22 protein-coding genes are annotated in these 24,184 nt (G+C 70.6%); 6 read left to right on the forward strand and 16 right to left on the reverse strand.

The features are described 5' to 3' along the window. Positions 1-14 precede the first annotated feature (14 nt). From gspM to V6M45_RS04165, 13 genes are all read right to left on the reverse strand, one after another. Entirely contained in the window at positions 15-488 is a 474-nt protein-coding gene (gene gspM, locus V6M45_RS04105; RefSeq protein ID WP_332654206.1) for a type II secretion system protein GspM, read from the reverse strand. Further along, the gene (gspL, locus tag V6M45_RS04110; protein WP_332654208.1) at positions 485-1,591 is read right to left on the reverse strand and encodes a type II secretion system protein GspL; all 1,107 of its coding nucleotides are present in this window, start codon (positions 1,589-1,591) and stop codon (positions 485-487) included. Before gspL ends, gspM begins: the two co-directional genes overlap by 4 nt. Further along, entirely contained in the window at positions 1,588-2,574 is a 987-nt protein-coding gene (gene gspK, locus V6M45_RS04115; protein WP_332654210.1) for a type II secretion system minor pseudopilin GspK, read from the reverse strand. The genes gspL and gspK overlap by 4 nt, the downstream gene beginning before the upstream one ends. Further along, positions 2,574-3,164, reverse strand: coding sequence for a type II secretion system minor pseudopilin GspJ (gspJ, locus tag V6M45_RS04120; RefSeq protein WP_332654212.1), 591 nt, complete (start codon positions 3,162-3,164; stop codon positions 2,574-2,576). The genes gspK and gspJ overlap by 1 nt, the downstream gene beginning before the upstream one ends. Continuing rightward, positions 3,161-3,526: a type II secretion system minor pseudopilin GspI gene (gene gspI, locus V6M45_RS04125; RefSeq protein ID WP_332654214.1), complete on the reverse strand. Its 366-nt coding sequence runs from the start codon at positions 3,524-3,526 to the stop codon at positions 3,161-3,163. Before gspI ends, gspJ begins: the two co-directional genes overlap by 4 nt. Continuing rightward, positions 3,519-3,989 carry a GspH/FimT family pseudopilin gene (locus V6M45_RS04130; RefSeq protein ID WP_332654216.1) on the reverse strand — a complete coding sequence of 157 codons (471 nt, stop codon included), beginning with the start codon at positions 3,987-3,989 and terminating at the stop codon, positions 3,519-3,521. The genes gspI and V6M45_RS04130 overlap by 8 nt, the downstream gene beginning before the upstream one ends. Then, complete coding sequence (gene gspG / locus V6M45_RS04135) at positions 3,958-4,407, reverse strand: type II secretion system major pseudopilin GspG (protein ID WP_332654218.1); 450 nt, start codon at positions 4,405-4,407, stop codon at positions 3,958-3,960. The genes V6M45_RS04130 and gspG overlap by 32 nt, the downstream gene beginning before the upstream one ends. Positions 4,408-4,418: 11 nt before the next feature. Beyond that, positions 4,419-5,636: a type II secretion system inner membrane protein GspF gene (gene gspF, locus V6M45_RS04140; RefSeq protein ID WP_332654219.1), complete on the reverse strand. Its 1,218-nt coding sequence runs from the start codon at positions 5,634-5,636 to the stop codon at positions 4,419-4,421. Continuing rightward, positions 5,636-7,150: a type II secretion system ATPase GspE gene (gene gspE / locus V6M45_RS04145; protein WP_332654220.1), complete on the reverse strand. Its 1,515-nt coding sequence runs from the start codon at positions 7,148-7,150 to the stop codon at positions 5,636-5,638. Before gspE ends, gspF begins: the two co-directional genes overlap by 1 nt. Positions 7,151-7,157: 7 nt before the next feature. Beyond that, a complete protein-coding gene (gspD, locus tag V6M45_RS04150) occupies positions 7,158-9,248 on the reverse strand; it encodes a type II secretion system secretin GspD (protein WP_332654221.1) in 2,091 nt (696 codons plus the stop codon). Continuing rightward, positions 9,245-10,072, reverse strand: a complete 828-nt coding sequence (locus V6M45_RS04155; RefSeq protein ID WP_332654222.1) for a type II secretion system protein N — start codon at positions 10,070-10,072, stop codon at positions 9,245-9,247. The genes gspD and V6M45_RS04155 overlap by 4 nt, the downstream gene beginning before the upstream one ends. A 187-nt stretch (positions 10,073-10,259) precedes the next feature. Next, positions 10,260-12,911 (reverse strand): TonB-dependent receptor domain-containing protein, encoded by a 2,652-nt coding sequence (locus V6M45_RS04160; RefSeq protein ID WP_332654223.1) that lies wholly within the window; start codon positions 12,909-12,911, stop codon positions 10,260-10,262. Positions 12,912-12,987: 76 nt separating this feature from the next. Further along, positions 12,988-14,499, reverse strand: a complete 1,512-nt coding sequence (locus tag V6M45_RS04165) for a hypothetical protein (protein WP_332654224.1) — start codon at positions 14,497-14,499, stop codon at positions 12,988-12,990. A gap of 280 nt (positions 14,500-14,779) precedes the next feature. Between V6M45_RS04165 and V6M45_RS04170 the strand changes: the two genes are divergently transcribed. Further along, positions 14,780-15,550 carry a prepilin peptidase gene (locus tag V6M45_RS04170; protein WP_332654225.1) on the forward strand — a complete coding sequence of 257 codons (771 nt, stop codon included), beginning with the start codon at positions 14,780-14,782 and terminating at the stop codon, positions 15,548-15,550. Positions 15,551-15,639: 89 nt separating this feature from the next. Continuing rightward, complete coding sequence (locus V6M45_RS04175) at positions 15,640-16,011, forward strand: helix-turn-helix domain-containing protein (protein WP_332654226.1); 372 nt, start codon at positions 15,640-15,642, stop codon at positions 16,009-16,011. Here the strand turns inward: V6M45_RS04175 and V6M45_RS04180 are convergent. Together V6M45_RS04180 and V6M45_RS04185 are read right to left on the reverse strand one after the other, a co-directional pair. Continuing rightward, on the reverse strand, positions 16,008-17,063 hold the full coding sequence (locus V6M45_RS04180) for a PepSY-associated TM helix domain-containing protein (protein ID WP_332654227.1): 1,056 nt from the start codon (positions 17,061-17,063) through the stop codon (positions 16,008-16,010). The genes V6M45_RS04175 and V6M45_RS04180 overlap by 4 nt on opposite strands. 7 nt (positions 17,064-17,070) lie before the next feature. Next, the gene (locus V6M45_RS04185; RefSeq protein WP_332654228.1) at positions 17,071-19,191 is read right to left on the reverse strand and encodes a TonB-dependent receptor; all 2,121 of its coding nucleotides are present in this window, start codon (positions 19,189-19,191) and stop codon (positions 17,071-17,073) included. Positions 19,192-19,344: 153 nt separating this feature from the next. Between V6M45_RS04185 and V6M45_RS04190 the strand changes: the two genes are divergently transcribed. The 4 genes from V6M45_RS04190 to V6M45_RS04205 all read left to right on the forward strand — a co-directional run bounded on the left by V6M45_RS04190 (position 19,345) and on the right by V6M45_RS04205 (position 22,676). Further along, positions 19,345-20,220, forward strand: a complete 876-nt coding sequence (locus V6M45_RS04190; RefSeq protein ID WP_332654229.1) for a hypothetical protein — start codon at positions 19,345-19,347, stop codon at positions 20,218-20,220. A gap of 217 nt (positions 20,221-20,437) precedes the next feature. After that, positions 20,438-20,743 carry an SCP2 sterol-binding domain-containing protein gene (locus V6M45_RS04195; protein ID WP_332654230.1) on the forward strand — a complete coding sequence of 102 codons (306 nt, stop codon included), beginning with the start codon at positions 20,438-20,440 and terminating at the stop codon, positions 20,741-20,743. Positions 20,744-20,823: 80 nt separating this feature from the next. Continuing rightward, complete coding sequence (locus V6M45_RS04200; RefSeq protein WP_332654231.1) at positions 20,824-22,032, forward strand: acyl-CoA dehydrogenase family protein; 1,209 nt, start codon at positions 20,824-20,826, stop codon at positions 22,030-22,032. Between the two features lie 116 nt (positions 22,033-22,148). Continuing rightward, positions 22,149-22,676, forward strand: a complete 528-nt coding sequence (locus V6M45_RS04205; protein WP_332654232.1) for a cytochrome b — start codon at positions 22,149-22,151, stop codon at positions 22,674-22,676. A gap of 12 nt (positions 22,677-22,688) precedes the next feature. Here the strand turns inward: V6M45_RS04205 and trmFO are convergent, their stop codons facing one another. Next, the gene (gene trmFO / locus V6M45_RS04210) at positions 22,689-24,080 is read right to left on the reverse strand and encodes a methylenetetrahydrofolate--tRNA-(uracil(54)-C(5))-methyltransferase (FADH(2)-oxidizing) TrmFO (RefSeq protein WP_332654233.1); all 1,392 of its coding nucleotides are present in this window, start codon (positions 24,078-24,080) and stop codon (positions 22,689-22,691) included. Positions 24,081-24,184: the final 104 nt, after the last annotated feature.

Consider the following 24,184-nt stretch of genomic DNA (forward strand, 5'->3'; position numbering starts at 1 on the left):
CCTGTGCGGCAGGCTTAGAACGCCCCCTCGACCTGCAGGGTCGCGTCGGCGTTCTCGAACACGCTCAGGCTCGCGGGCCGGAGCCCGTGGGTCGTCTCAAGGGCCGCCAGCCAGCCGAACACGGCGGCCGCTGGCGCTCCGGCTGCGCGGAACCCGAGCCGGCCCGACGCATCCATACCAGTGGTGAGCTTGAGACCCGCCGCCTCCGCCGTCTGGACCACAACCGGCTCCAGACCCCGGGCGTCCATGCGGGCCCGGCCGGCCTTTGCGGGCGCCAGGTGCGTCAGCGCCGTTCGGACCTCGACCAGTTCGGCGCCGGCGCGGGCATGATTGTTGGCCGCCTCGGCCCGCCAGTCGTTGACCGGGCGGACCACGCCCAGCCAGACGACGACCGCCGCCGCGAGCAGCGCCATCACGGCCAGCATCCGCTGTTCCCGCCGGGTGCGTCCATCCCAGGCCTGCTGGAGTTGGGCGACGATACCGTTCACGGGCGGGCTCCGATGCTGATGTCGCTGACGATGCGGCCGGCGTCGTCGAGGGTGGCGGTTTCGGTGACGGCCATGCCGGCCTCGGCCATCCGCAGGTTGATCGCCTCAATGTCCGAATAGGCCGGGTGGCTGAGGGTGGCCTTCACCCCGTCGTCCGGCCCGGCCACCAGCATCTCCAGCTCGGCCCCCTCGACAGACTCGATCGCGGTGAACAGGGCCGCGGCGGCGGCCGTCACTCCGCCGGGCGGCGGGGCTGCGGCGGCGCGGCGGCGCAGGGCGGCCGCCGGATCGGCTTCGCGCGCCAGTTCGGGGGCCGCGACCGTGATCGCCGCCACCGCCTCGGCTTCCAGTCGGCGGGCGGCAATGTCGTCGCGGGCGGCTCCGGCGGCGGTCAGCAGCAGCGGCGAGACCAGGACGGCAGCGGCCAGCCCCGCCGCGCGCCGCCATCCAGCCCGCGACGCCGCTCGGTCGCGGTCTCCCGCGTCCAGCAGATTGATGGCCGGGGACCGCGCCGCGGCCGCCAGCGCCTGCTCGACCGTCCGCGGATCCTGAAGCGGGACGACGCGGCGGTCGCCTGCGACCAGGTCCACCAGATCCGGCTGCACCGTGACGGCGAAGCGGCGACCCCGCAGCGCCGCATTCTCGCCGAAGGTCACCGCCAGCACGACGTCCGCATCATCGGGTTCGGCCAGGGTCAGCATGTCCGGCACGACGACGTCGGGGCGGACGCCCAGCGAGTCCAGATAATCCGACCAGGCCTGCAGCAGGCCGTGGCTGACCACGGCGACCAGCCTCGGCTCGCCCGGCCCGGAGGGCGGGCCCACCACGGTGGCGACCCGATCCGGCGTCACGGCCAGATCCTCGCGCAGTCGCCACGCCGCCGCTGCCCGCAGCTGGGCCGCCCCGCCCGCGGGCAGATCCAGCCAGCGCACGGAGACGTCGGCGCCGGGGCATACCGCGACGGTGCGCATCGGTTCCGGCCGCTCCAGTGCGTCCGGAGTCAGGGCTCCGCGCTCCAGCACGCCCCCGTCCGCGGCGACGATCATGAACGGCGCCGGCTGGCCGGGCAGGGTTGGGATCAGGATCAGGCGGATCGGTTTCATTCTTCGGGAATCCAGCGCTGGATGACGGTCCGCACCGCGCCGTCGGGCTGTGCGTCGAGGAGGGCGGTGCGAACCGCGCGGCCGCCGCCGTAATCGACATCGACGCGCAGGTTGAAGTAGCGGGTCAGGACGGTGACCTGGTTGCGGACCTCGTCCGGGACCTCCACCCCGGCCAGGGCGGGCTGAGACCAGAAGGCGGCGGCGTCCGCCCACCCGGCCCGCGGCCGCCGGGCGATCACGGCGCGGGCGCTCTCGGGTCCCAGGGCGTTGTCGGTCAGCATCATCAGCAGCGGCGCCTGTTCCGGCGTCAGGGTGTTGATGTTCAGCGGCGAGAGCCGGCTGGTCGGCAGGGCGCAGACGAACGGCCGCAGCCGGCGGTACAGGTCCGCGTCGACGCCCTTGACTGCGCGCAACTCGCTGACCTCGGCCAGCATCACCCCGCCGGTGCGGTAGGGCGTCTCCAGCCCGGCGTATGCGCCGTCCTCGGCCCCCAGCGGCCGCGCTTCGCCGTCGGCGTCCAGCCAGTCGGTCAGGGCGTCGGCGACGGCGCGCATGCGGCTGTCCGGCGCGCCCACGGCCCGGCCGAGAGCGAGGAACTGCGCCGTCCCCAGCGGTCGCGCCATCAGGTCCTCGCCGAACCCCTCGACCAGGCTGTTGAGGTTGAAACAGGCCTGGCCGTCGGTGACCACGGCGCTGATCGTCCCCGCCTCGATCGGGAAGCTCAGCCGGCGACCGTTCCACTCGGGCTCAAGCGGCGTGCGGGTCGGTCCGGCGTTGATCAGGCCGGCGATCTGCCGCCGGGCCAACACCTCGGCGCCCGAGGCGTACCACTGCGCCTGGGCCTGGGTCTCGGCGTTGGTGGCGCGGCGCACGGAGAAGCGTACATCGTCCAGCACGGCGACGGCGACGACCGACATCACCGCCACCAGCAGCAGCACGGTCAGCAGGGCCATGCCCTCGCGCTTGTCCACCCCGCGCCGCATCAGCCGCCGCCCACGAGGAAAAGCTGTTCGACCGGGCCAAAGCCGTCCAGCGTCATCCGCATCCGCACCGCTTCCGGCAGCGGCCGCTCGGCGGTGGCGATATAGGCCGGCGCCTCCTGTCCGTCCTTGACGAAGGCCACGGTCAGGTCGCGGACGCCGCGATACAGCACCTGCGGCGGTCCCGGCCGCGCTCCGTCCAGGTGGGTGGCGACGCGCCGCTCCAGCCGGTTCTCGACCAGCCGGTATTCGACCCGTTGCAGCGACGGCCGCGGCCGTTGGCCCGGATTGCTCCAGCCGGCCCGGGTCAGGACCAGCACCGGCTCGCCGGGGACGGTCGCGCCGCTCATCGGTTGTGGCATCGGCCGACCCGTCGGCCCGCGCGAGCGCCGCCCGCTGGCCTGTCCCAGATCGGCCTTCAGCAGGCTGCGCATCCGTTGCAGGTCGCCGGTGCGGTCGGTGGCGGCCTTGATGGCGAAGCGGTTGTCGATCGACAGGCTCAACACCGCCGCGCCCGCCGCTGCGATCAGGGCGAAGATCAGCAGGGAGACCAGCACCTCGACGAGGGTGAAGCCGGAACGGGACCCGCTCATGGCCGCGCCCGGAACAGGGCGCGCTCTGCGGCCTGTCCCTCGTCAGTGGCGACCCGGATATCGATGCGCACCATCCCGGCCTCGACGCCCGTTACGGACCGCGTCCAGCGCCACTGACGGCCCGCCAGCGGGACCACGCCCGACGTCTCGCCCTCTGCGATTTGCGGCGCGATCATCGCCTCGACCGCGAGGTTCTCGGCCACCAGCCCGCCCAGCGTCCGCGTCTCGACCCGCGCCGCCGAGCGGGTGTTCTCGCCGGAGAGGTTCAGCAGCGCCATGGCGGCGAGGCTGAACACCGCCAGGGCGACCAGCAGCTCGATCAGGGTGAAGCCGTCCCTTGGGGATTTGGGGCGCTCAGCCATTGATGGTCACCTCGCCGGCGCCGTCGATCTCGATGCGCGAGGCGCGCCCGTCGCGGCTCAGGGTCAGGGTCGCGGGCTCGGCCACGCCGGTCGGGTCGAACACCATCCGGACCGGTTCTGTCGGCGACACGGACACGCCCTCGCTCCACGTCTCCGAACCGAAGGGCCCATCCGTCAGCGGCGACCAGTCCGCGCCGTCGAAGACGGAGAAGCCGTAGCCGACGGCCGTCGCCTCGACCGCCACCGGTCGATTGGTCAGCACGGCCTCCTCGCGCGCCCGTGACAGGCGCGCGGCGAAGCGCTCGGCGTCTTCCGCCACCGACGGCCTGGGATCGGGCACGGACAGCACCACGGCGCCGGCCGCCAGACCGATGATGGTCACCGTCATCAACAGTTCGACCAGCGTGAAACCCGCCCGGCGCCCGCGGCGATCAGGCCTGCCAGTTGCCGAGGTCGGCGTCATTGCCCTCGCCCCCTTCGCGACCGTCCGCTCCGAGGGAGAAGACGTCGAACTGGCCGCCGTGCGTGCTGGGGCGGCGGTACTGGTACGGATTGCCCCACGGATCCTCGGGCAGGCGCCGGACGTAGCCGCCCTCGCGATAGCGCTCCGGTTGGGCCAGCCCGGCCGGCGCCGCGACCAGCGCCTGGAGGTCGTCCGGGAAGGTCAGATTGTCGAGGCGATAGGTCTCGATCGCCTGCTCCAGCACCGAGATGTCGGCCTTCGCCTTGCCGACCATGGCCCGGTCCTGGCTGGGCAGAACGTTGATGGCCACCACCGTAGCCAGCAGGCCGATGATGACGATCACCACCATCAGTTCGACGAGCGTAAAGCCCGGGCGCTTTCGACGCTTCGCGGTTTTGTCTTCGATTTCAGTCGTCATGGCTACGCTCCTCACCCCATCGCCAGGGTGTTGATCTGCAGAATGGGAAGAAGGATCGACAGCACGATCATCGCCACAACGCCGCCCATGACGACTATGATGGCCGGCTCGAGCAGGCTCAGCATCACGGCGGTGAAGGTCGAGAATTCGCGTTCCAGATAGTCGGCGGCGCGTTCCAGCATCGGCTCCAGCCGGCCGCTGCTCTCGCCCGAGGCGGTCATGTAGACGAGGATCGGCGGGAAGACGTCGGCCCGGCGCATCGCGGCCGACAGGCCGCCGCCCTCGCGCACGGCGTCGGCCATGGTCTCGGTGGCCAGCCGCAGGCGGCGGTTGGAGACGGTGCGGCCGGTGATGGTCAGTCCCTCCAGCACCGGCAGGCCCGCCGCGATCATGGTCGACAGGGTCCTCGCCATCTTCGCGCCGTGCAGGTCGCGGGTCAGCCGGCCGATCAGCGGCAGCCGCAGCAGGGCCGTATCGGCCTGCAGCCGGACGGCCGGATTCCTCAACGCCGCCGCCCCCGCCAGACCCGCCAGCAACAGCAGCACGGCCGCCAGCCAGCCCCAGTCGCGCATCAGATCCGACACGCCGATCACCAGCCGCGTCAGCAGCGGCAAGGTCTGGTTCATGCTGTCGAACTGGTCGACGACCCTGGGCACCACGAAGGTCATCAACGCGCCAATGACGCCCAGCGCCACCGCCGCCAGCACGGCCGGATAGACCAGCGCCGTGATCACCTTGCCGCGCACCGTCTGGTCGCGCTCCAGCCCGTCCGCCAGCCGCTCCAGAATCGGCTCCAGCGCGCCCGACGTCTCCCCGGCCGAGACCATGGCCCGGTACAGCGGCGGAAACGCCTGCCCCTGCAGCGCCATGGCGTCCGACAGCCGCCGGCCCTCCATGACGCCTCCATGGACGCCTTCCAGCACCTGGCGCACGGCGGGCCGATCGGCCTGCAGGGCGATGGTCCGCAACGCCTCCTCGATCGGCGCCACCGACACCAGGGTCGACAGCTGCCGCGTCGTCAGGGCCAGGGTCTTGGCGTTGAGCTTGCCGGCGCGCGCCATCGCCACGGGCACGGGCTTCTGCGCCGCGCCGCGCGCCGGGGTGATCTCCAGCGGCATCAGTCTGCGACGTTCCAGCAGGCCCCGCGCGGCGGCCTCGTCGGCGGCGACCAGCGCCCCCGTCACCGTGCGCCCGCCCGCGTCCACCGCCACATAGTCGAACGCCGCCATCAGGCCGCCGCCTCCGCCGCGGGCGCGTCGCCCTGCAGGGCCCCGACATCCTGCCGCGTGACGCGCACCGCCTCCTCGACCGAGGTCAGGCCGGCGAGCACGAAGGCGCGCGCCCGCTGCGTCAGGGTGTCCACCCGCTCGAACGCCGCCGCGTTGATGGCCTCCTCGTCGGCTTCGGCGGCGATCAGCCGGCGCACGCGGTCGTCGACGGCGATGACCTCATAGAGGCCGACCCGCCCGACGTAGCCGGTCTGTCGGCAGCGTTCACAGCCCTGCGCCCGCCAGACCGGCTGTCCGGCCTTGACCCCCAGCAGCCGCGCTGTGGTCCGGTCCGCCGGCTCCGACCGGCGGCACGCCGGGCACAGTCGCCGCACCAGCCGCTGGGCCACGATCAGCCGCAGCGTCGAGGCCAGCAGGAAGGGCTCGACCCCCATGTCCCTCAACCGGGTGATGGCGCCCGCCGCGTCATTGGTGTGCACCGTCGACAGCACCAGATGTCCGGTCAGCGAGGCCTGCACCGCGATCCGGGCCGTCTCGACATCGCGGATCTCGCCGACCATCACCACGTCCGGGTCCTGCCTCAGGATAGCCCGCAGGCCTGCGGCGAAGGTCATGCCGACCTTGGTGTTGACCTGGGTCTGGCCGACGCCGTCGATGGCGTATTCGACCGGGTCCTCGACCGTAAGAATGTTGCGCGTGGAGTCGTTGAGCAGCGACAGGCCGGCGTACAGCGAGGTCGTCTTGCCAGACCCCGTCGGCCCGGTGACGAGGATGATGCCGTTGGGCTCGCGCAGCGCCGCGCGGAAGGCGTCCAGCGTCTCGCCGGTCATGCCCAGCTGGTCCAGCTTCAGTTCGGCCTGGTCCTTGTCGAGGATGCGCAGCACCACCCGCTCGCCGGCCCGCGAGGGCAGGGTGGAGACCCGCACGTCCAGCGACTTGCCGCCGAGGGTCAGCGGGATGCGGCCGTCCTGCGGCACCCGCTTCTCGGCGATGTCGAGCCGGGCCATGACCTTGATCCGCGAGACCAGCAGCGGCGTGATCCGCGGGTTCAGCGACAGCGCCTCGCGAAGCACCCCGTCCACCCGCATCCGCACCGTCAGGGCGGTCTCGTAGGGCTCCAGATGGATGTCCGAAGCCCCGGCCCGCACAGCCTCGGCGATGATGCCGTTGATCAGCCGGATGACCGGGGCGTCGTCGGCCGTGTCCAGCAGGTCGGCGGCGGCGGGGATGTCGTCGATCAGGCTGTCCAGCCCCGACGGCATGTCCAGATCGTCGCCGTCGGTCGCGTTCAGATGGTCGCCGGCATAGACCTGCGACAGCCGCCGGTCGAACTCGGCCTGGCTCAGCCGCTCGATCCGCAGCGCCCGGCCCAGCGCCCGGCGGGTCTCGACCAGCGCCGACGGATCGGCCCCCTCCCTCAGGCCGACCAGGGCGATCTCGCCCGCGTCCAGCAGGATGACGCCGTGCCGCTTGGCGAAACCGTAGGGCAGGGTCGGATTGACGAGGGTGATCATGCCGCCGTCACTCTTGCGGCGCGGACTGGGCGGGCGGCAGGGGCGAGACGGTCACCTCGCCCACCGGCGCCGTGTCGACCGCCGGTGGGGCGACCGGCGCCTGGGTCCGCATGTATTCGCGCAGCATCTCGTCCAGGCTGGGCTCCACCGTCGGATCGTTGTTAAGCTGCTGCTGCCGCATATAGCCCCAGCGGTCGGCGGCGAGCGCCTGGGCGTCGGCCTGCGACCGGATGATGCTCGGGCGGATGAAGACCATCAGATTGGTCCGGCCGCGCTGTCGGCTGGTCGAGCGGAACAGGGCGCCGATCCCGGGGATGTCGCCCAGCCCCGGCACCTTGTCGACCGACATCCGGTCGTTCTGGTCCAGCAGGCCGCCGGCCACGGCGATGTCGCCGTCGTCGACCACCAGCGTCGTCTCCAGCTCCCGCTTGTTCAGCACCAGATCGCTGGCCGAGTTGGACAGCACGCCATTGATGCTCGACACCTCCTGCCGCATGAACAGGGTGATGGAGCCGCCGGCGTTGATCTGGGGGCGGACGATCAGCTTGACGCCGATGTCCTGCCGCTGGGTCGTGCGGAACGGGTTGGAGTTGCCGTCCAGCAGGGTCTCGCCGGTCGTGATCGGCACCTCCTGACCGACCAGGATGGTCGCCTCCTCGTTGTCGAGGGTCATCAGCGACGGCGTCTGCAGCAGGTTGGAGCCGTCGTCGGTCTTGGCGGCGTTGATGATGAAGCCGAACAGGCCGTCGCCGATCCGCCCGCCGCCGCCGCCGACGAAGCCGTTGGCGCCCAGCAGGGTGTTCAGCGCCAGGTTCTGCAGCTGCTCGCGCAGCGGATCGTCCTCGTCCAGCTGGCCCGCCCCGGCCCCGCCGGCGATCGGGACCAGCGGCGTGGCGCGGTCCGAATAGTTGGTCAGGCCGACCGGATTGCCGTCCTCGCCGGCCAGCAGCCACTGCACGCCCAGCTCCTTGACGGCGTTGTCCGACAGCTCGACGACGATGGCCTCGATCAGCACCTGCTGTCGGCGTTGGTCCAGCTGGCGGATGACCTCGGCCAGCATCCGCTGGGTGTCGCCCGAGGCCGAAATCACCAGGGCATTGGCGCCCGGGAAGCGGGCGATGGTGGCGCGCTGGCCCGGCACAGGGGCGGCCGGGGAGGGCGCCGCCGAGGCGACCTCGCTGTCGCCGCCGCTCCCGCCGCCCCGGACTGCGGCCGGCGTCGCATTGGCGCTGGCCGCCGTCACCGGCTGGCCGACGATCTGCTGCAGCACCGGCAGCAGGGCCTCGGCATTGGCGTGCTGCAGGAAGACCACCTTGACGTCGTCAGCCGACTGGGCCCGCCGGTCGAGGTCCTCGATCAGCGGGCGCACCCGCGCCACGGCCGAAGGGTCGCCGCGCAGCACGACCGAGTTCGAGCTCTCCACCGGCGTCACCGACACCATGCCCTGACCCGGCTGGCCACCCGGCGGCGCCAGCACCGACTGCAGCACGGCGGCGATCTCGCGCGCCGATGAGTTTTCCAGCGTCACCACCTCGAAACCGGTGCGGTCGACGTCGATGCGGCCGATCAGGGCGCGGATGCGGGCCAGATTGTCGGCGAAGTCGGCGACCACGACGCTGTTGGCCCCCGCATTGGGCAACACTTGGCCCTGCGGCCCGACCAGCGGCCGGATGGTCTCGGCAGCGGAGGCGGCGTCGATGTTGCGCAGCTGGAACACCTCGGTGGCGAACCGCTCGGCCCCGACCGTCGCCGGTCCCTGGGCCGCGCCCTGCGCCGGGCTGATGCGGTAGGCGCCCGAGCTCGTCGGCGTCACCACCAGTCCGTTGGCGCGCAGGGTCGACAGGAAGACCTCGAACAGCTGGGCGCGGGACAGCGGCCGGTCGCTCGTCACCGTCACAGTGCCCGTCACCGCCGGATCGACGATGAAGGTGCGGCCGGTCGAGCGGGCCACGTCCTGGATGAAGGCGCGGATGTCGGCGCCCTGCACGTTCAGGGTCTGGCCCGCCTGCGCCCGCACCGGCGTTGCGGCCAGCGGCCCCTGGGCCAGCAGGACAGCGGCGAGGACGCCGGCGAGGGCTCTGTGGCGGGTCGGTTTCAACGGCCTGTCCTTATGGTGGTGGTCTGCGACGCGCCGTCCCGCTCGAAGCGGATTTCGGCGCTGGCTGCGTTCGCCAGCTGGCCGCGCAGGCCGGCGATGCGGGCCGGGCTGTCGAGCGCGACGCCGTTGACCGAGAGGATGACGTCGCCGGCCTGCAGGCCCGCGGCGTCCAGCAGCCCCGCGTCGGCCCCGTCGGCGATGGTGAAGCCGTTGAGGCGAACGCCCTGCATCCGCGGCCGCAGCGACCCCTCCGCCATCAGCCGCGCCGGATCGATTGTCGGACCGGCGGGCGGGGCGGGGTTGGGCGTGACGGTCTGAGGGACCGGAGGCGGCGGCGGCGCGGCCCCGGTGGGCAGGTCGCTGAAGACAAGCCGGCTCAGCGAGCTTCCCCGGGCCAGAACGACATGGTCGGACCCCACCGACTGAAGGATCAGCCCGGGCTCCAGGGTCTCGCCCACGGCGACGGACAGCTGACGCCCGTCCACCAGGCCGATGATGGCGGAGCCGCCGCCGGCGCCATCCGAGCGAAGGCCGAACAGCCGCATCTGGCCGCCGCCGGCATCCTCGACCGGATTGCCCTGGGCCCCGGTGCGGAAGAAGGCGTCGAAACGCTGGAAGACGGAAAAGTCGACGGGTTTGGCCGGGGGCCTCGTCGTTGCCGCGGCCGGGATCTCGACCGGCTCGACCGCGATCCACGCCAGTCGGCCCAGCTGGACGATCAGAACCAGCGCCAGCGCCGCCTCGACGCCGCTCCGCACCCGGTCCGGGCGGGCGGCGAGAGTCTCCCGGATCCCCGTACTCCAGTTGCGAATTGCGCCGATCACGATCGCAGGCCCCGACGGGCCCCGACGGCCCGAAAGCCTCGTAGACCAATCGTCCGTGTCCGGGCTTCACGGCCTCATGACGGACCAGAGAAGTTGCGGTGACGGTTGCGACGGGTCCGGACCAAGTGCCGCAAATCTGCAATCACGGACGGGGAGGCCGCGGTGCGGCAGCCTCCCCGTGTGACGGTCAGAAGCGGGCGGTCAGGCTGACCGTCGCGCTGGAACCCAGCTCGTAGTTGTTGATCAGGATCTTGTTCCCAAGCTCCTGGAACTCGTCGTAGTCGGTGTTCAGAAGGTTGCGCAGTTCGAGGGCGAAGCCGAGATCGCGACCCGCATATTCGAAGTCCTTGCGGTAGACGAAGTCGAGGAACACGCCCGGGTCCTGGATGTAGTCGGGCTCGCGCGCGCCGGCCGCGCCGGCGCCGCGGGCGGTGATCCGCTCGCTGACGTAGTTGACGATGATCGTCGCCTGCGACCGCGCGGTGTCGTCTTCCCAGCCCAGCTGCAGGTTGGCGACATGGTCGGACTGACCCTGCAGCCGGCTGCCGTCGGCGATGAAGAAGGACGCCTGTTCCGGCGCGCCGCCGCCGCCCTGGGTGAAGACCACGTCGTCCGCGCCGACCTGCACGTCTGAGGTCGACCAGGTGTAGTTGGCCTGCACCAGCCAGCGCTTGTTGGCGATGAAGGACGAGCCGGCGTCCGGCCACTCGAAATACTTCTTGGCCTCGACCTCGGCGCCGTAGACCGTAGCCTTGGGCGCGTTCAGGAACGACTGCTGGCGCTGGTCGCCGGTCAGCACGACGACCGACTCCACCGGCTTGTCCAGATCCTTGTAGAAGACGCCGGCGGTCAGAAACTGCTGCCGGGCGAAATACCACTCGTACCGGGCGTCGAGGTTCAGGATCTCGGTGTCGACCAGGAACGGGTTGCCGGTGAACTCGCGGTCGCTTTCCGGGTCGATGTAGGACTGCGGCGCCAGTTCACGAAACTGGGGCCGGCCGATCGTCTTCGAGGCGCCGAAGCGCAGCTGCTGGTCCTCGGCGAAGTTCCACGTCGCGGTGAAGGAGGGCAGGTAATACTGCTCCTCGATTTCGGTGGCTGCGAAGGTGGAGGCGCCGCCGAACAGGTCGAGCGGAGTCACCGACTGCCGGCCGTCCTCGAACCGGACCCCGGCCGTGGTGCGAACCAGCGGAATGATCTCGGCGTCGACCTGGGCGTAGACGGCGTCGACCGTCAGCTCGGCCTCATAGGCGCCGGCGCCGTTGGTGCCTGCGACCTGCCGCAGTTCGATCGTGGTCGGATTGATGTTGAAGTCGGAGAACAGATAGTCGATCCGCGAGGCCCGCTGTTCGTCGGTCAGCCCGCTGACCGCCGTCAGCTGCAGGTCGCGACGGGTGGCGTCGCGGCTGCTGTCCGTATGGGCCACGCCGAGGCTGAACACCGCTTCACGATAGTCCGACAGCGGCAGGGTGTAGCGGACATCGGCCCCGCCGGAGATCACATCCTCGTCCAGTTCGCTGAACGAGATCAGATTGGACGGATTGTGGATGTAGTCGCCGGCGGCGTTGACGCCGTACTGGAAGCGCGACTCATACGGCGCGTCCCGCGAGGTGCGGGCCCAGGCGCCGCGCCAGTCGAACTCCAGCGCCCCATCCATGAACACGTGCTCGCCGCTCAGCTGGGTCGAGAACAACTGGCGGACGAACCATTCGGTGTAGTCGTCGCGGATGATCGCGCCGCCCGCGCTCAGGTCTGGACCGGCGCTGGTGCGGGCTTCCTTCGTGGTGCTGCGGACGTAGAAATTGGTCCACTTCAGCTCATGGTCGGGCCGCGTCAGCGACAGCCCGCCCAGCAGGTTGAGCTGGACGTCGTTCTGGTTCGACTCAAAGGCCTTGCTGGTCACCGGGACGATGGCGCCGCCCGAGAACTGGCCTTCTTCCTGGAAGCCGTTGCGGGTGCTCCAGCTGTTACTGTAGCCGGCGACGGCGATCAGGCCGACCGTGCCGAGGCTGCTGTCGCTGGACAGGCCGCCGGTGGCCTCGAAGCCGAAATTCACCGGCGTGGTCTCGCGCTGCAGCAGGCGCAGAGGCGCGTTGACCAGCGCTTGGCCCATGGCCTGCAGTTCGTTGGTCGAGAAATTGGCGCGGTTGATCTGCCGGCCGGACCCGAAGGCCAGGGCGATGGGTCCCGGCACGTCGCGGGTGCCGTCGTCGAAGCCCGTGAAGTCCGTGCGCGAGCCGTAGTAGATCAGGCTCTCCTCGTTGGTCGTCTCGGTGTTGCCGCCGATCGAGGCCGAGAAGTTGAAGAAGGGCTCGTTGGGCGCGTCCACCGTCCTCAGGTCGATGACGCCGCCGCCGAACTCCCCCGGATAGTTGGCCGAATAGCTCTTCTGGACCGTCACGCTCTCGAGAATGTTCGAGGGGAACAGATCCAGCGGCACCACCCGTTGCAGGGGTTCGGGGCTCGGCAGGGGCGAGCCGTTCAGCAGGGCGGACGAATAGCGCTCGCCCAGGCCCCGGACATAGATGAACCGTCCCTCGACGACGGTCAGGCCCGTGACCCGCGTCAGGGCGGCGGCGGCGCTGGAGTCGCCCGTGCGCTCGAGGTCCTCGGTCGTCAGGAAGGCGGCGACCTCGGAGCTCTCCCGGTTCGGCTCGGGGATGTAGCGGCCCAGCACGACCACCTCGTCCACCTGGGTTTCCTCAGGCTCCTGCGGCTGGGTCGGGGACGAATCGCCGACGGCCGGCGCGGGTTGCGATTGGGCGGCGGCGATTCCGGGCGCGATCAGCGCACTGGTGGCCAGCAGGAGCCCGGTGAGGGTCAGGTGAGCGGTCTTCATGATCTGCGCCTTGGAGAGTTTCAACGGACGGGCGAAAGCCGGCGGCGGCTCGGGGGAGCCGCCGCCGCATCCGTCATCAGCAGGTCGCGCCCGCGGTCAGGCCGCAGGTCCAGCCCTGCCACCAGGTGTCGGCGGCGTTCTGGACGGCGCCGATGTAGGTCGTGGCGGTGAAGAACGGATAGACCGCCGGGGCGTTGGCCACGGGGACCGCAGTCTCGTTGGCGCCGTTGATGAAGGTCAGGACCTGGTTGCTCAGGCTGGTGCCCGAGGCCGGAGCGGTCAGGGTCGAGGCCCCGGCCGCGGTGTTGTTGGTCCCGGCGGTGAACACCGCCTGCGACCGCGCGGCGTTGGCCGGGCGGTAGGAGATGCCGCACGACATGAACACCGAGCTGAAGGTCGGCAGGCTGGTCTCGGTGTCGGCGTCCGCGATGTCGAGACAGCCGGCCTGCGAGCCCGCCACGCTGGTGAACACCGAGTTGATGATCGTCGGATCGGTCCCGGTGTCGAAGTGGGCGACGGTGTGGGCGTTGGTCGGCGAGTTGCGGCCGACCAGGGTGAAGTTGGCGATCTTCGCCTGCGACACGTAACGCGTGGCCAGCGGCGTCGAGGCCGGGGCGGACGAGAACTCGAAGCCGGCGCTGCGGCTGGTCGCATTGGGCGGGCGCTGGGTGACGATGCCGAACTGGGCTCCGCCGCGCCAGCCGGTGTCGGTGTCCAGGCCGTCGTCGTCCGCGCCGGTGATGACCAGGTGGCGCAGGTTGACGTTGCCGCCGAAGATTTCGATGCCGTCGTCCGAGCTGTTGTGGATCTGGACGTGGTCCACCGTGGTGCCCGAGCCGACGCCGGCCATGGTCAGGCCTTGCAGCTCGTTGCCGGTGGAGATCTCGAAGCCCGAGAACTTGATCTGCACATAGCGGATGCGGCCCGAGTTATCGGTGGGCGTATTGCCGCCGTAGAAGGCGCTGGTGCCCTCGACGGTGCCGGTGCAGGTGACCGGCGCGGTCAGCTGGCAGTTGGCCTGCGGCGCCCGGCCGGCGATGACCAGGCCGCCCCATTGGCCCTGCGAGGACTCGTTGGTGGTGCCTTCGATGTTCTGACGGCTGGTGAAGACGATCGGCTGGGTGGCCGTGCCCTCGGCGAAGATCTGCGAGCCGCGGTTGACGATCAGATAGTCCGAGCCGCCCGAGGCGAACAGGCGCACGCCCGGCTCGATGGTCAGGATGCCCTGGGCGCTGCCCGGGGTCGGCGAGGCCGGGTCGATGCCGCGGTCGGTGCCGACTTCGGTGCGGCCGCTGATCGAATAGATGGTGCCGGCGCGCAGCGGCACCGTCAGGGCGCCGAGGATCTGCTGCGGCAGCTGGCAGACGCGCAGGGTGTTGTTGGCGACCAGGCCCACGTTGGCGAAGCCGGTCGGGCAATCCGTCGCCGGGGTGCCCGGGGGCGGGGTCACGGGGCCCCCGCCGGTGCCGCCGGTGCCGCCGCCGAAATCGCCTTCGCCGGGCGAGGCCACCTCGGCCGAGCCGCACGCGGCGAGAGTCAGTGCGCTGGCGGAGACCGCGAGCAGGGTTGTCAGTCGAAGGCCGGTCATCGTTTCCACCGTGTCTGGTCCAAAGGATCATCGGCAGGACGACCGGACACAGTGTCCCATCGCGGCGAACTCGCCCCCTGCCCGGGGCTCTCGTTAGAAGCGGCTTGTGACACCGTGGCCGCCGAACCGTGACGGTTGGGGCGCAGCTCTGTGAAGTTGTCTTGGCCGTTCAGTGAAAGACCGTCCCGGTACGGCAGGATCGTCACATACCGACGGTAGAGCCGCTGGCGACGGGCGTGTCTGAGCGGCCCGAAACCGTGTGTGACAGTCGGGAAGTTCGATGATCATCGACACAGGGGCGGCGCTTCTGGCTGTCGCGCTCGGCGGCGCGGGACTGCTGGCCGGCAGCTTTCTAGGCCTCGTCAGCCTGCGCCTGCCGCGCGGCGAGGGGTTCGTCGCCGGACGGTCGCGCTGTCGCGGCTGCGACCAGCCGCTAGGGCCGTGGCGGCTGATCCCCCTGATCAGCTACGCCGTCGCCCGTGGTCGCTGCGCCGGCTGCGGCGCGGCCATTCCGCTCCGTTATCCGATGATGGAGCTCGCCAGCGCCGCCGTCGGCGCCTGCGCGGCCTTGACCCAGCCGTCCGTCGCCGCCGCCGTCCTGACCGCCCTGCTCGGATGGCAGTTGCTGCTGATCGCGGTGGTCGACGGCGAGCATTTCTGGCTCCCCGATCAGCTGACCTTCCCCCTGCTCGGGACGGGGCTCCTCGCCGCCGCGACGCTGGACCGGCTGACGGTGATCGAATCGCTGACCGGCGCGGCGGTCGGCTTCAGCGGTCTCTGGCTGCTGGCCCGCCTGTATCGTCGGGTTCGGGGCAGGGAAGGGCTGGGCGGCGGCGACCCCTTCCTGCTGGCCGCGGGCGGCGCCTGGACCGGCTGGATCGGCCTGCCCGGCGTCCTGCTCTGGGCCGCTCTGGCCGGGCTGAGCGTGGCCGCCGCGCGCGCCCTGACCGGAGGCCGGGTGTCCGGCTCGGACCGGCTGCCGTTCGGCGTGTTTCTGGCGATCGGGATCGCGCTGGTCTGGTTGCTGGGCCCGCCGGGCCTCGCGCGCTGAGCAGCCGTAGCGACGGCAAACCTTCCACGAAACGACACAAATCTGCGTTGCGGCTGCGCTAGTCCCGATACACGGGGACGCCGCGACAGATGACCATCAAGCGCAAATCGGACGGAGCGGCCGAGGCCCGGAACAACCGGCTGCTGGGCCAGCGCATCGCCCTTGCCCGCGCCGCCCGCGGGCTGACCCTGGCCGATCTGGCCGCGTCGGTCGGCGGCGGCCACCAGCTCATCCAGCGCTATGAGAGCGGCGAGATGGCGGTTCCGTTCGGCCGTCTGGTCCAGATCGCCCACGCGCTGGACATGCCCCTGTCGGCCCTGATCGGCGACGCCTTCGACGATGGCGCTTCGGAGGACCCCGAGACCCGGGTCGTGCTCCAGGTCGCCCGTATGACCGGCCGCCTGCCGCCGGCGAAGCGGGCCGTGCTGGTCGCCCTGGCCCGCGAGTTGGGTCGACCCTAGAGGGCCCGCCCGCGTCGGACCCGTCGCCGACCCCCGAGCCGCTGAGCCAGGAAGGCCCACAGACCCACGCCGCCCAGACCGGCCATGGCCAGGCCGCTCAGCACTGTGACCGCTTCATACAGCCAGCCGCCGATCGTGGCGGCGTGCACGGGATACAGGGCGTTGAACAGCCGCGTCCCCCCGGCCAGCCTCTGGGCGTCGGTCGTCGCCGCGACGCGGCTGGTGGCCGGATCGATGCTGACCGTAGTCCGGCCGTTCGGGTGCCATTCGCCCGGCTGGCGCAGCCGCAGCGTGGCCGGCTTTCCGGGCCCCGCGGGCCAGCTGACCATGCGCGGCGCGGCGCCGGGGAAGCGGGCGCGGGCCTCGGCGAGGGCGCGCGGCCAGTCGATGTCGCCCTGTCCGACGACGGGCGCGGCGGGCGCCGCCGGCGCGCCGCCGTTGAGCAGGGCCTGGGTCGTCCCGTGGAAGACGATGGCCGCCCCGGTGAGGCTGAACAGGAGCAGGGGCAGGGCGAAGATCAGGCCGAGGTTGCGATGGCTGCCGATCAGCTCGCGCCGCGCGCCCGAGCGCGGCCACATCCGCCACCCGGTGGCCCGCCAGGCGGGGACCCAGACGATCAGCCCGGTCAGGATCATCAGCCCGAGCGCCAGTCCCGCCCCGCCGGCCACGAGCTTGCCCGTATGGCCGGCCAGCAGTTCGTGATGCAGGTCGAAGACGAGCGTCTCCAGCCGTCCCGCGCCGCGCCAGCGTTCGACCACCACGCCCTCCGCGTCGGCCCAGGCGAAGGCCTCGTCCGGCAGATAGAGACGCCAGGAGCCGACCCCGTCCGAGGGGATCACCGCCGTCTTCACCCCCGGCTCCGCGGCCTCGATGGCTTCCAGCGCGGCGCCGAGCCGGGCGGTGTCGAGGTCGACGGCCGCCCGCGCGGCCGGCACGCTGGCGCGCACCCAGTCGTCCTCGAACACCAGCAGCGATCCGGTCAGGCCGAACACGATCGCCAGCACCGCCAGCGCGGCCCCGGCCCAGGCGTGAACAGTGCGGATCGCGCCCATCACCGGCTCAGAAACTCCGCGCCAGCGTCAGGGTCGCCGTCCGCCCGCGCCCGGCGAAGAAGCGCAGGTTGTCGGTCGGGCCCTGGGTGTCCGAGAAATAGGTGACGTACTGCTCGTCCAGCAGGTTCTGCACCCCCAGCGACACGGTCCCGAACCCGGCCTCATAGCGGGCCACGGCGTCCAGCACCGTATAGCCCTCGAAGGCGTTGGCGGCGGGCTGGCCCTCGAACTGGCGCTCGAGGAAGGTCTGCGCCTGCAGACGCAGGGCCAGCGGTCCGGTCTCGTACTCGCCCCACAGCAGCAGCCGATCCGGCGAGATGTTGGCGCCGTCGAGGTCGCGGTCGAGCGGACCGTTCTCGACGCCGGCGCTGCGGCCGTCCAGCGCCGCATAGCTGCCCCCGAGGGTGACGGCGTCTGTCGCGCGCCATAGCCCCTTCAGCTCGAGACCGTCGATGCGCGTGGCCCGGCGCTGCACCGCAAGGTCGCCGGACGGCTGGCGGACATACAGCGCGCCGCGCCCCGTCTCCGACCGGAATGCCGCCGCAGACAGCTCCAGACGATCGCTGCGATATTCGAGGCCCACCTCGGTATTGTCCGTCACCACCGGTTCAAGGTCGAGGAAGTCGTCGACGTCCTCGCCGGGCGTGTCGATGCCGCGCAGCACCCGGCCCACGTCGGGCATGGTGAATCCCTGGGCGAACGATCCGTAGACCAGCAGCCCCGGCGTCACCTCATAGGTCGCGCCGATGTTGAACAGCGTCTCCTCGAAACCCGGCTCGCCCCCGGCCACGGTCTGCGGACCGTAGAAATAGAGGGTCTCGAAATCGTCGACCTTCAGCCTGGCCGACTCATGCCGCGCCCCCGCCGAGAGGGTAAGGCGATCGGCCAGCAGCGACTGGTTCAGCTGCAGGAAGGGCGACAGGCTTTCATAGGCCGTCTCGGGCACCCAGTTGCGGCCGGTCAGCACCAGTTCCTGGTAGGTCCGGTCGCGCAGGGCGTCGAGACCAACGAGGGCCTTCAACCCCGCCACGCCGGGGACGTCGCCCTGCCAGTCGACCTTGAGGCCCAGCTTCTCGGAATTGTTGGCCGACTGGTCGAACAGGGTCCCGATGGGCGCGATGGCCGGATCCTGGAAGCTGTCGAACGAACCGCCCCCGAAGACGCCCGCATAGTCGTGGGCGAAGACCTGCGCCCGGAACACGCCGCCGAACAGATCGCGGTCGGTGTAGGTCAGCGCCGCCGAGGTGACTTCGTTGGACGGCTGATAGCCCTCCGGCGCGCCGCGGACGGCGCTCGTCGGCAGGCCGGTCGCCCGGTTCCCGGCCACGGTGACATAGTCCCCGTCGCCCTCGAGGTCGAAGCGGTTGATCCAGCCGTCCAGCCGACGGTCGTCGCCGAGGTCCCAGCCGGCTCGGCCGAAGAACGACAGCGCCCGTGAATCCTGCACCTCGCCCTGGGCGCCGTCGAAGCCGATGCGGCGGCCCTCGGCGTCATAATAGGCGCCGCGGGTCTCGAGGGCGGCGCCGAGCGTCAGGTCGAACGCCCCGAAATCCTGTCCGCCGATGGCGGCCAGCTTGGCGCCGAAGCCGTCGCCCTGGACCTCGTCGTCGGTGGTCAGCTGGGCCATCATCCGGCCAGTCAGGCCCGCGCCCTCGGCCGGCTTGCGCGCGGTGACATAGTTGACCACCCCGCCGGTGGCGCCGATCCCCTGGATCGCGTTCGAGCCGAAGATGACCTCGACCCGGTCGATGAAGAAGGGATCGATGGTGTAGCCGTCGCGGCTGTCGTCGCGCAGCGGCGTCGACTGCGGCACGCCATCGACAAGATACAGCGGCGAGCGGCCGCGCAGGGTCTCGCCGAACCCGGACAGCTTCTGCCGCGTCGGCGAGAAGGACGGCACGAGGGCCGACACCGTCTCGACCGCAGAGGCGGCGAGGGCGGTCTGCTGTTCGACCGCGCGCGCGTCGATGACCTCTACAGTGGCCGCCAAGGCCGAGCGGGGGGCCTCGATCCGGGACGCCGTGACCACAACCTCATCCAGGGTGGCGGGCTCCGCCTCCTGGGCGAGGGCCGGCGCGGCGATCAGCAGGCTGGCGGCGGAGACGGTGGCGAGCAGGCGGTGGGTCACGGCAAATCCAGGGTCACGGGAGAGGAGGGGCCTTCCACCACGGTCTTAGTTGCGAGTCAATCGCACTCGCATTCTCAATTGTTACCGAACTGCGTCATGAAACCGGAGCGCATTTCAGGGATTGCAGACAGAGCTTCCGCACGGCGCACCGCCATGACCCTGCCTTCGCCCCATTTCGACCGTCTCGGTCCGGCTCTGCGCTGGATGGGATCGCGGGTGCGCGCGGGCCATGTCGTCGCCCTGTCGGTGGTCTTCGCGGCCGGCTTCGGCCTGGTGGGCCTGCGCGCCGCCGATCTGCCGGGCCCGCGGCCCATCGCCGATCATGAGCGGTTGCGGATCGAGGTGGTCCAGCCCGTCGAACCCGAAATCGTCGCCGGCTCGGTGATGGACGTCGGCGAATTGGTGGACGGCTTCCAGGGGCTCCCGCCCCCGGGTCCGCAGTACACCGACGTCGTGTGGTCGTACGACGACGGCTGGGACGAGAACGGCGGCGGCTTCGGATCGCCGCGGGCCGAGGCGCGTCCTGTGGCAGAGGCGAGAGCCTATTATTCGCAACCCGAGCCCGAACCGCCGGCCCCCATCCGCGCGGTGCAGCGCTGGTTCGGCTTCGATGCGCCGCGTCGGGACTATCAGGCCGAGCGCGCCGCCCGTCGGGCCCGCATCGATGCGATGGAACGCCATGAGCGCGAACGCCGCGCCGCCGAACGCTTCCGTCGCGAGCGCGCGCAGGACGAGCGATACGCCTATGAACGGCGGGCCGCCGAACGTGATCGGCGGGAGCGCGCCGCGGAAGAGCGCTACGCTTGGGAAAGCCGCCGGGACGACGGGCGCGACGCCCCGTCGTGGGGCGAGGATCGCTCCGAATACAGACGTCCCGCCCGTCCGGACCTGGTCGACCCGCGCGTCGGCTGGGAGCAGGAAGAGCGGCGGCGGGCGATGAATCAGGACCGCGACCCCCGCCGGGAGCCGCAGCGCTGGGAGCCGATCCCCTCCGACCCCAGACCCGTCTGGGCTGAAGTCCGCCCGTGACCGGGGAGGCGCTGCGGTAAGGCGTTGAGCGCCACCCGACGCAAGCACCCGCAAATCTCCGCACGCCGTCCCAAGGCCTGCCGCGCCCGTGCGGCGGAACGACGCCGCATGGCATCGCCGCGGGGGTCGGCCCAGCCGACAACTTGACCCCGCGTGATCTTGGCATGCGCCTCCACGCGGTCTAGGTCGAAGGCTCAACCTCGTCAGGAGACGCACCATGGCCGATCTGGCTCAAGTCACCGAACACATCCGCGGCGCCGTCGGCGACAACTCCGGTCTGGGCAAGACCGTGAAGCTGGACCTTGGCGACGCCGGCAAGATCTACATCGACGGCGCCTCGGTCCCGAACACCGTGACCAATGAGGACAAGCCCGCCGACGCCACCGTCTCGATGACGTGGGACGACTTCATGGCTCTGTCGGACGGCAAGCTCGACCCGATGATGGCCTTCATGCAGGGCAAGCTGAAAATCGCCGGCGACATGATGATCGCCCAGAAGCTGGCCCCGCTGCTGAAGCGCTGAACTTGACCTGAAGCAACGACTTCGACGGCGCGGCGTCCGATGGGACCCCGCGCCGTTTGTCTTTTGAGAAGGACCACCCCATGGACTTCCGCCCCAGCGACAAGGCCCTGCACTGGCAGGAGCGCGTGCGCCGCTTCATGGACGACAAGGTCCTGCCGCGGTCGGCGGAATACTGGGCCCAGGTCCGCGAGGATCACACCCGCCAGCCTCCGGCGATGGAGGAGATGAAAGCCCAGGCCCGCGAGGCCGGCCTGTGGAACATGTTCCTGCCCGGCGATCACGGCGCCGGCCTGACCAACCTCGAATACGCCCCCCTGGCCGAGCTGATGGGCCGCCACCTGTGGTCGGCGGAGGTCTTCAACTGCAACGCCCCCGACACCGGCAATATGGAAGTGCTCCATATGTACGGGAACGCCGAACAGCAGGCCCGCTGGCTCAAGCCCCTGATGGCGGGCGAGATCCGCTCGGCCTTCCTGATGACCGAGCCCGAGGTCGCCTCGTCCGACGCCACCAACATCCAGACCCGCATCGAGCGCGACGGCGACCACTATGTGATCAACGGCCGCAAATGGTGGTCGACCAACATGGGCCATCCGAACGTCGCCGTGACCATCGTCATGGGCAAGACCGACCCGGACGCCTCGGTCCACACCCAGCAATCGCAGATTATCGTCCCCGTCGACACGCCCGGCTTCCGCGTCGAGCGCATGCTCTCGGTCTTCGGCTATGACGAGCGCCCCATCGGTCACGCCGAGGTGGTGCTGGAGAATGTCCGCGTCCCGGTCGAGAACCTGATCGCCGGCGAGGGCCGCGGCTTCGAGATCGCCCAAGGGCGTCTCGGGCCGGGCCGCATCCACCACTGCATGCGCGTCATCGGCATGGCCGAGCGGGCGCTGGAGCTGATGTGCGAACGGCTGCTGTCTCGCACCGCCTTCCGCAAGGCCCTGGCCGAACATTCGGTCTGGGAACAGCGCATCGGCGAGGCCCGCACCAACATCGAGATGTGCCGCCTGCTGGTCCTCAAGGCGGCCTGGATGATGGACGAGGCCGGCGCGAAAAACGCCAAATCCGAGATCGCCCAGATCAAGGTCGCCGCCCCGCGCATGGCCTTGCAGATCATCGACGACGCCATCCAGGCCTTCGGGGGCGCCGGCGTCTCGGCCGACACCCCGCTGGCCGAGATGTACGCCATGGTCCGCACCCTGCGCATCGCCGACGGTCCTGACGAGGTCCACAACCGCACCATCGCCCGGCTCGAATACGCCAAACACGGCGGCCGCGGCGGCTAGAGGTCGACCACCGTCCGCCTCCCTCCGGCGCGAATTGCGCCAGAGCAAGGACGTCTCCCGGCTTGCGGCGCAGCTTGGACCGGATCACTGTGGAGTAGACCATGAGTGCGGCTCCCATGAACACGTTTCCCCGTCCCTACAGCCGGCTGTCGGTCGCTCTCCACTGGGTGATGCTGGCCCTGCTGATCGCGGTCTATGCGACCATCCTGCTACGCGAGGAGTATCCGCGCGGCAGCGACATCCGCGAGGCCCTGAAGGCCTGGCATTTCAGCCTCGGCCTGTCGGTCTTCATCCTCGTGGGGCTGCGCGCCGTCGCTCGGCTGCTGCACCGGGGCCGGACGCACGCGCGCGGGTTTTTCGGCATCGCGGCGGCCGCGATGCACCTGGCGCTGTACGCCTTCATGATCGCCATGCCGCTGCTGGGCTGGACCGTCCTCAGCGCCGAGGGCGATCCCATCCAACTGTTCGGCCTGCCCCTGCCGCCCCTGACCGGCCCCAACGAAGCCCTGGCCGAGCAGGCCGAGACGATCCACGAAACGCTGGGCACGGTCGGCTACTGGCTCGTCGGTCTCCACGCCGCCGCCGCTCTCGTGCACCATTATATGCTCCGCGACGGCGCGCTGCGCCGGATGACCGCCTGGTAAGACCGCGACCGATCAGCCGGCGTCGCGCCACGCCTTCAGCGCCGCGATCGCCCGCTCGCTCATCAGCCGCTTCTTCGCCCGGCCGCGATCCTTCGGATTGATCCGCTTGCCCTCGGCGTCCACCTTCGGCGCCTCCAGCGGCGGCAACAGGCCGTAATTGATATTCATCGGCTGGAATTTCGACCCTTCCAGATGCCCGCCGGTGATGTGTTCGACCAGCGCCCCCATCGCCGTCTCCGGCGGTGGCGGCGCCAGCTCGCGGCCCAGCGCCTGCGCCGCCGCCAGCCGGCCGGTCAGCAGACCCATGGCGGCGCTCTCGACATAACCCTCGACCCCCGTCACCTGCCCGGCGAAGCGCAGCTTCGGCATGGCCTTTAGCCGCAACTGCCGGTCCAGCAGCTTGGGCGAATTGAGGAAGGTGTTCCGGTGCAGTCCGCCCAGACGCGCGAACTGGGCGTTCTGCAGGCCCGGGATCATCCGGAACACCTCCGCTTGGGCCCCGTGCTTCAGCTTGGTCTGGAAGCCGACCATGTTGAACAGCGTCCCCAGCGCATTGTCCTGCCTCAGCTGGACGATGGCGTGGGCCTTGACCTGCGGGTCTCGCGGATTGGTCAGGCCGACCGGCTTCATCGGGCCGTGACGCAGCGTCTCGCGGCCGCGCTCGGCCATCACCTCGATGGGCAGGCAGCCGTCGAAATAGGGAACATTCTCCCACTCCTTGAACTCGGCCTTGGGCCCGGCCAGCAGGGCGTCGATGAAGGCCTCGTACTGGTCGCGATTCATCGGGCAGTTGACGTAGGCCGCCGCGTCACCGCCCGGACCTTCCTTGTCGTAGCGCGACTGTCGCCAGGCGATGTCGAAATCGATCGAGTCCGCGTGGACGATCGGGGCGATGGCGTCGAAGAAGCTCAGGCTCTCCTCGCCCGTCGTTTTCAGGATCGCGTCGGCCAGCGCCGGCGAGGTCAGGGGGCCGGTGGCGACGATGACATTGTCCCAGTCCGCGGGCGGCAGGCCTGCGATTTCCTCGCGCACGATGGTGACCAGCGGATGGGCCTCCAGCTTCGCCGTCACCGCTTGCGAAAAGCCCTCCCTGTCGACCGCAAGCGCGCCGCCTGCCGGCACCTGATTGGCGTCGCCGCAGGTCATGATCACCGAGTCCAGCGCCCGCATCTCGGCGTGCAGCAGGCCGACCGCATTGTACTCCCAGTCGTCCGAGCGGAACGAATTCGAGCAGACCAGCTCGGCCAGGCCGTCGGTGTGGTGGGCGTCGGTCTTGACGCCCGGGACGCCGCGCATCTCGTGCAGGATCACCGGTACGCCGGCGCCGGCGATCTGCCAGGCAGCTTCGGATCCGGCGAGGCCGCCGCCGATGACATGGACGGGGGAGGGGGAGGAAGTGCTCATCGCGCGCTTCTAGCGAGGCCCGGCCACGGCGTCATTGCGTGATTTTCACTCACCATGAAGCTGCGCTTGGTCTAGCGTGCGAGGGCCAGAGGTCAGGGGAGGGA

Origin of the sequence: Brevundimonas sp., from assembly GCF_036676055.1 — a bacterium.
In the GTDB taxonomy this organism is placed as follows: Bacteria; Pseudomonadota; Alphaproteobacteria; order Caulobacterales; family Caulobacteraceae; genus Brevundimonas.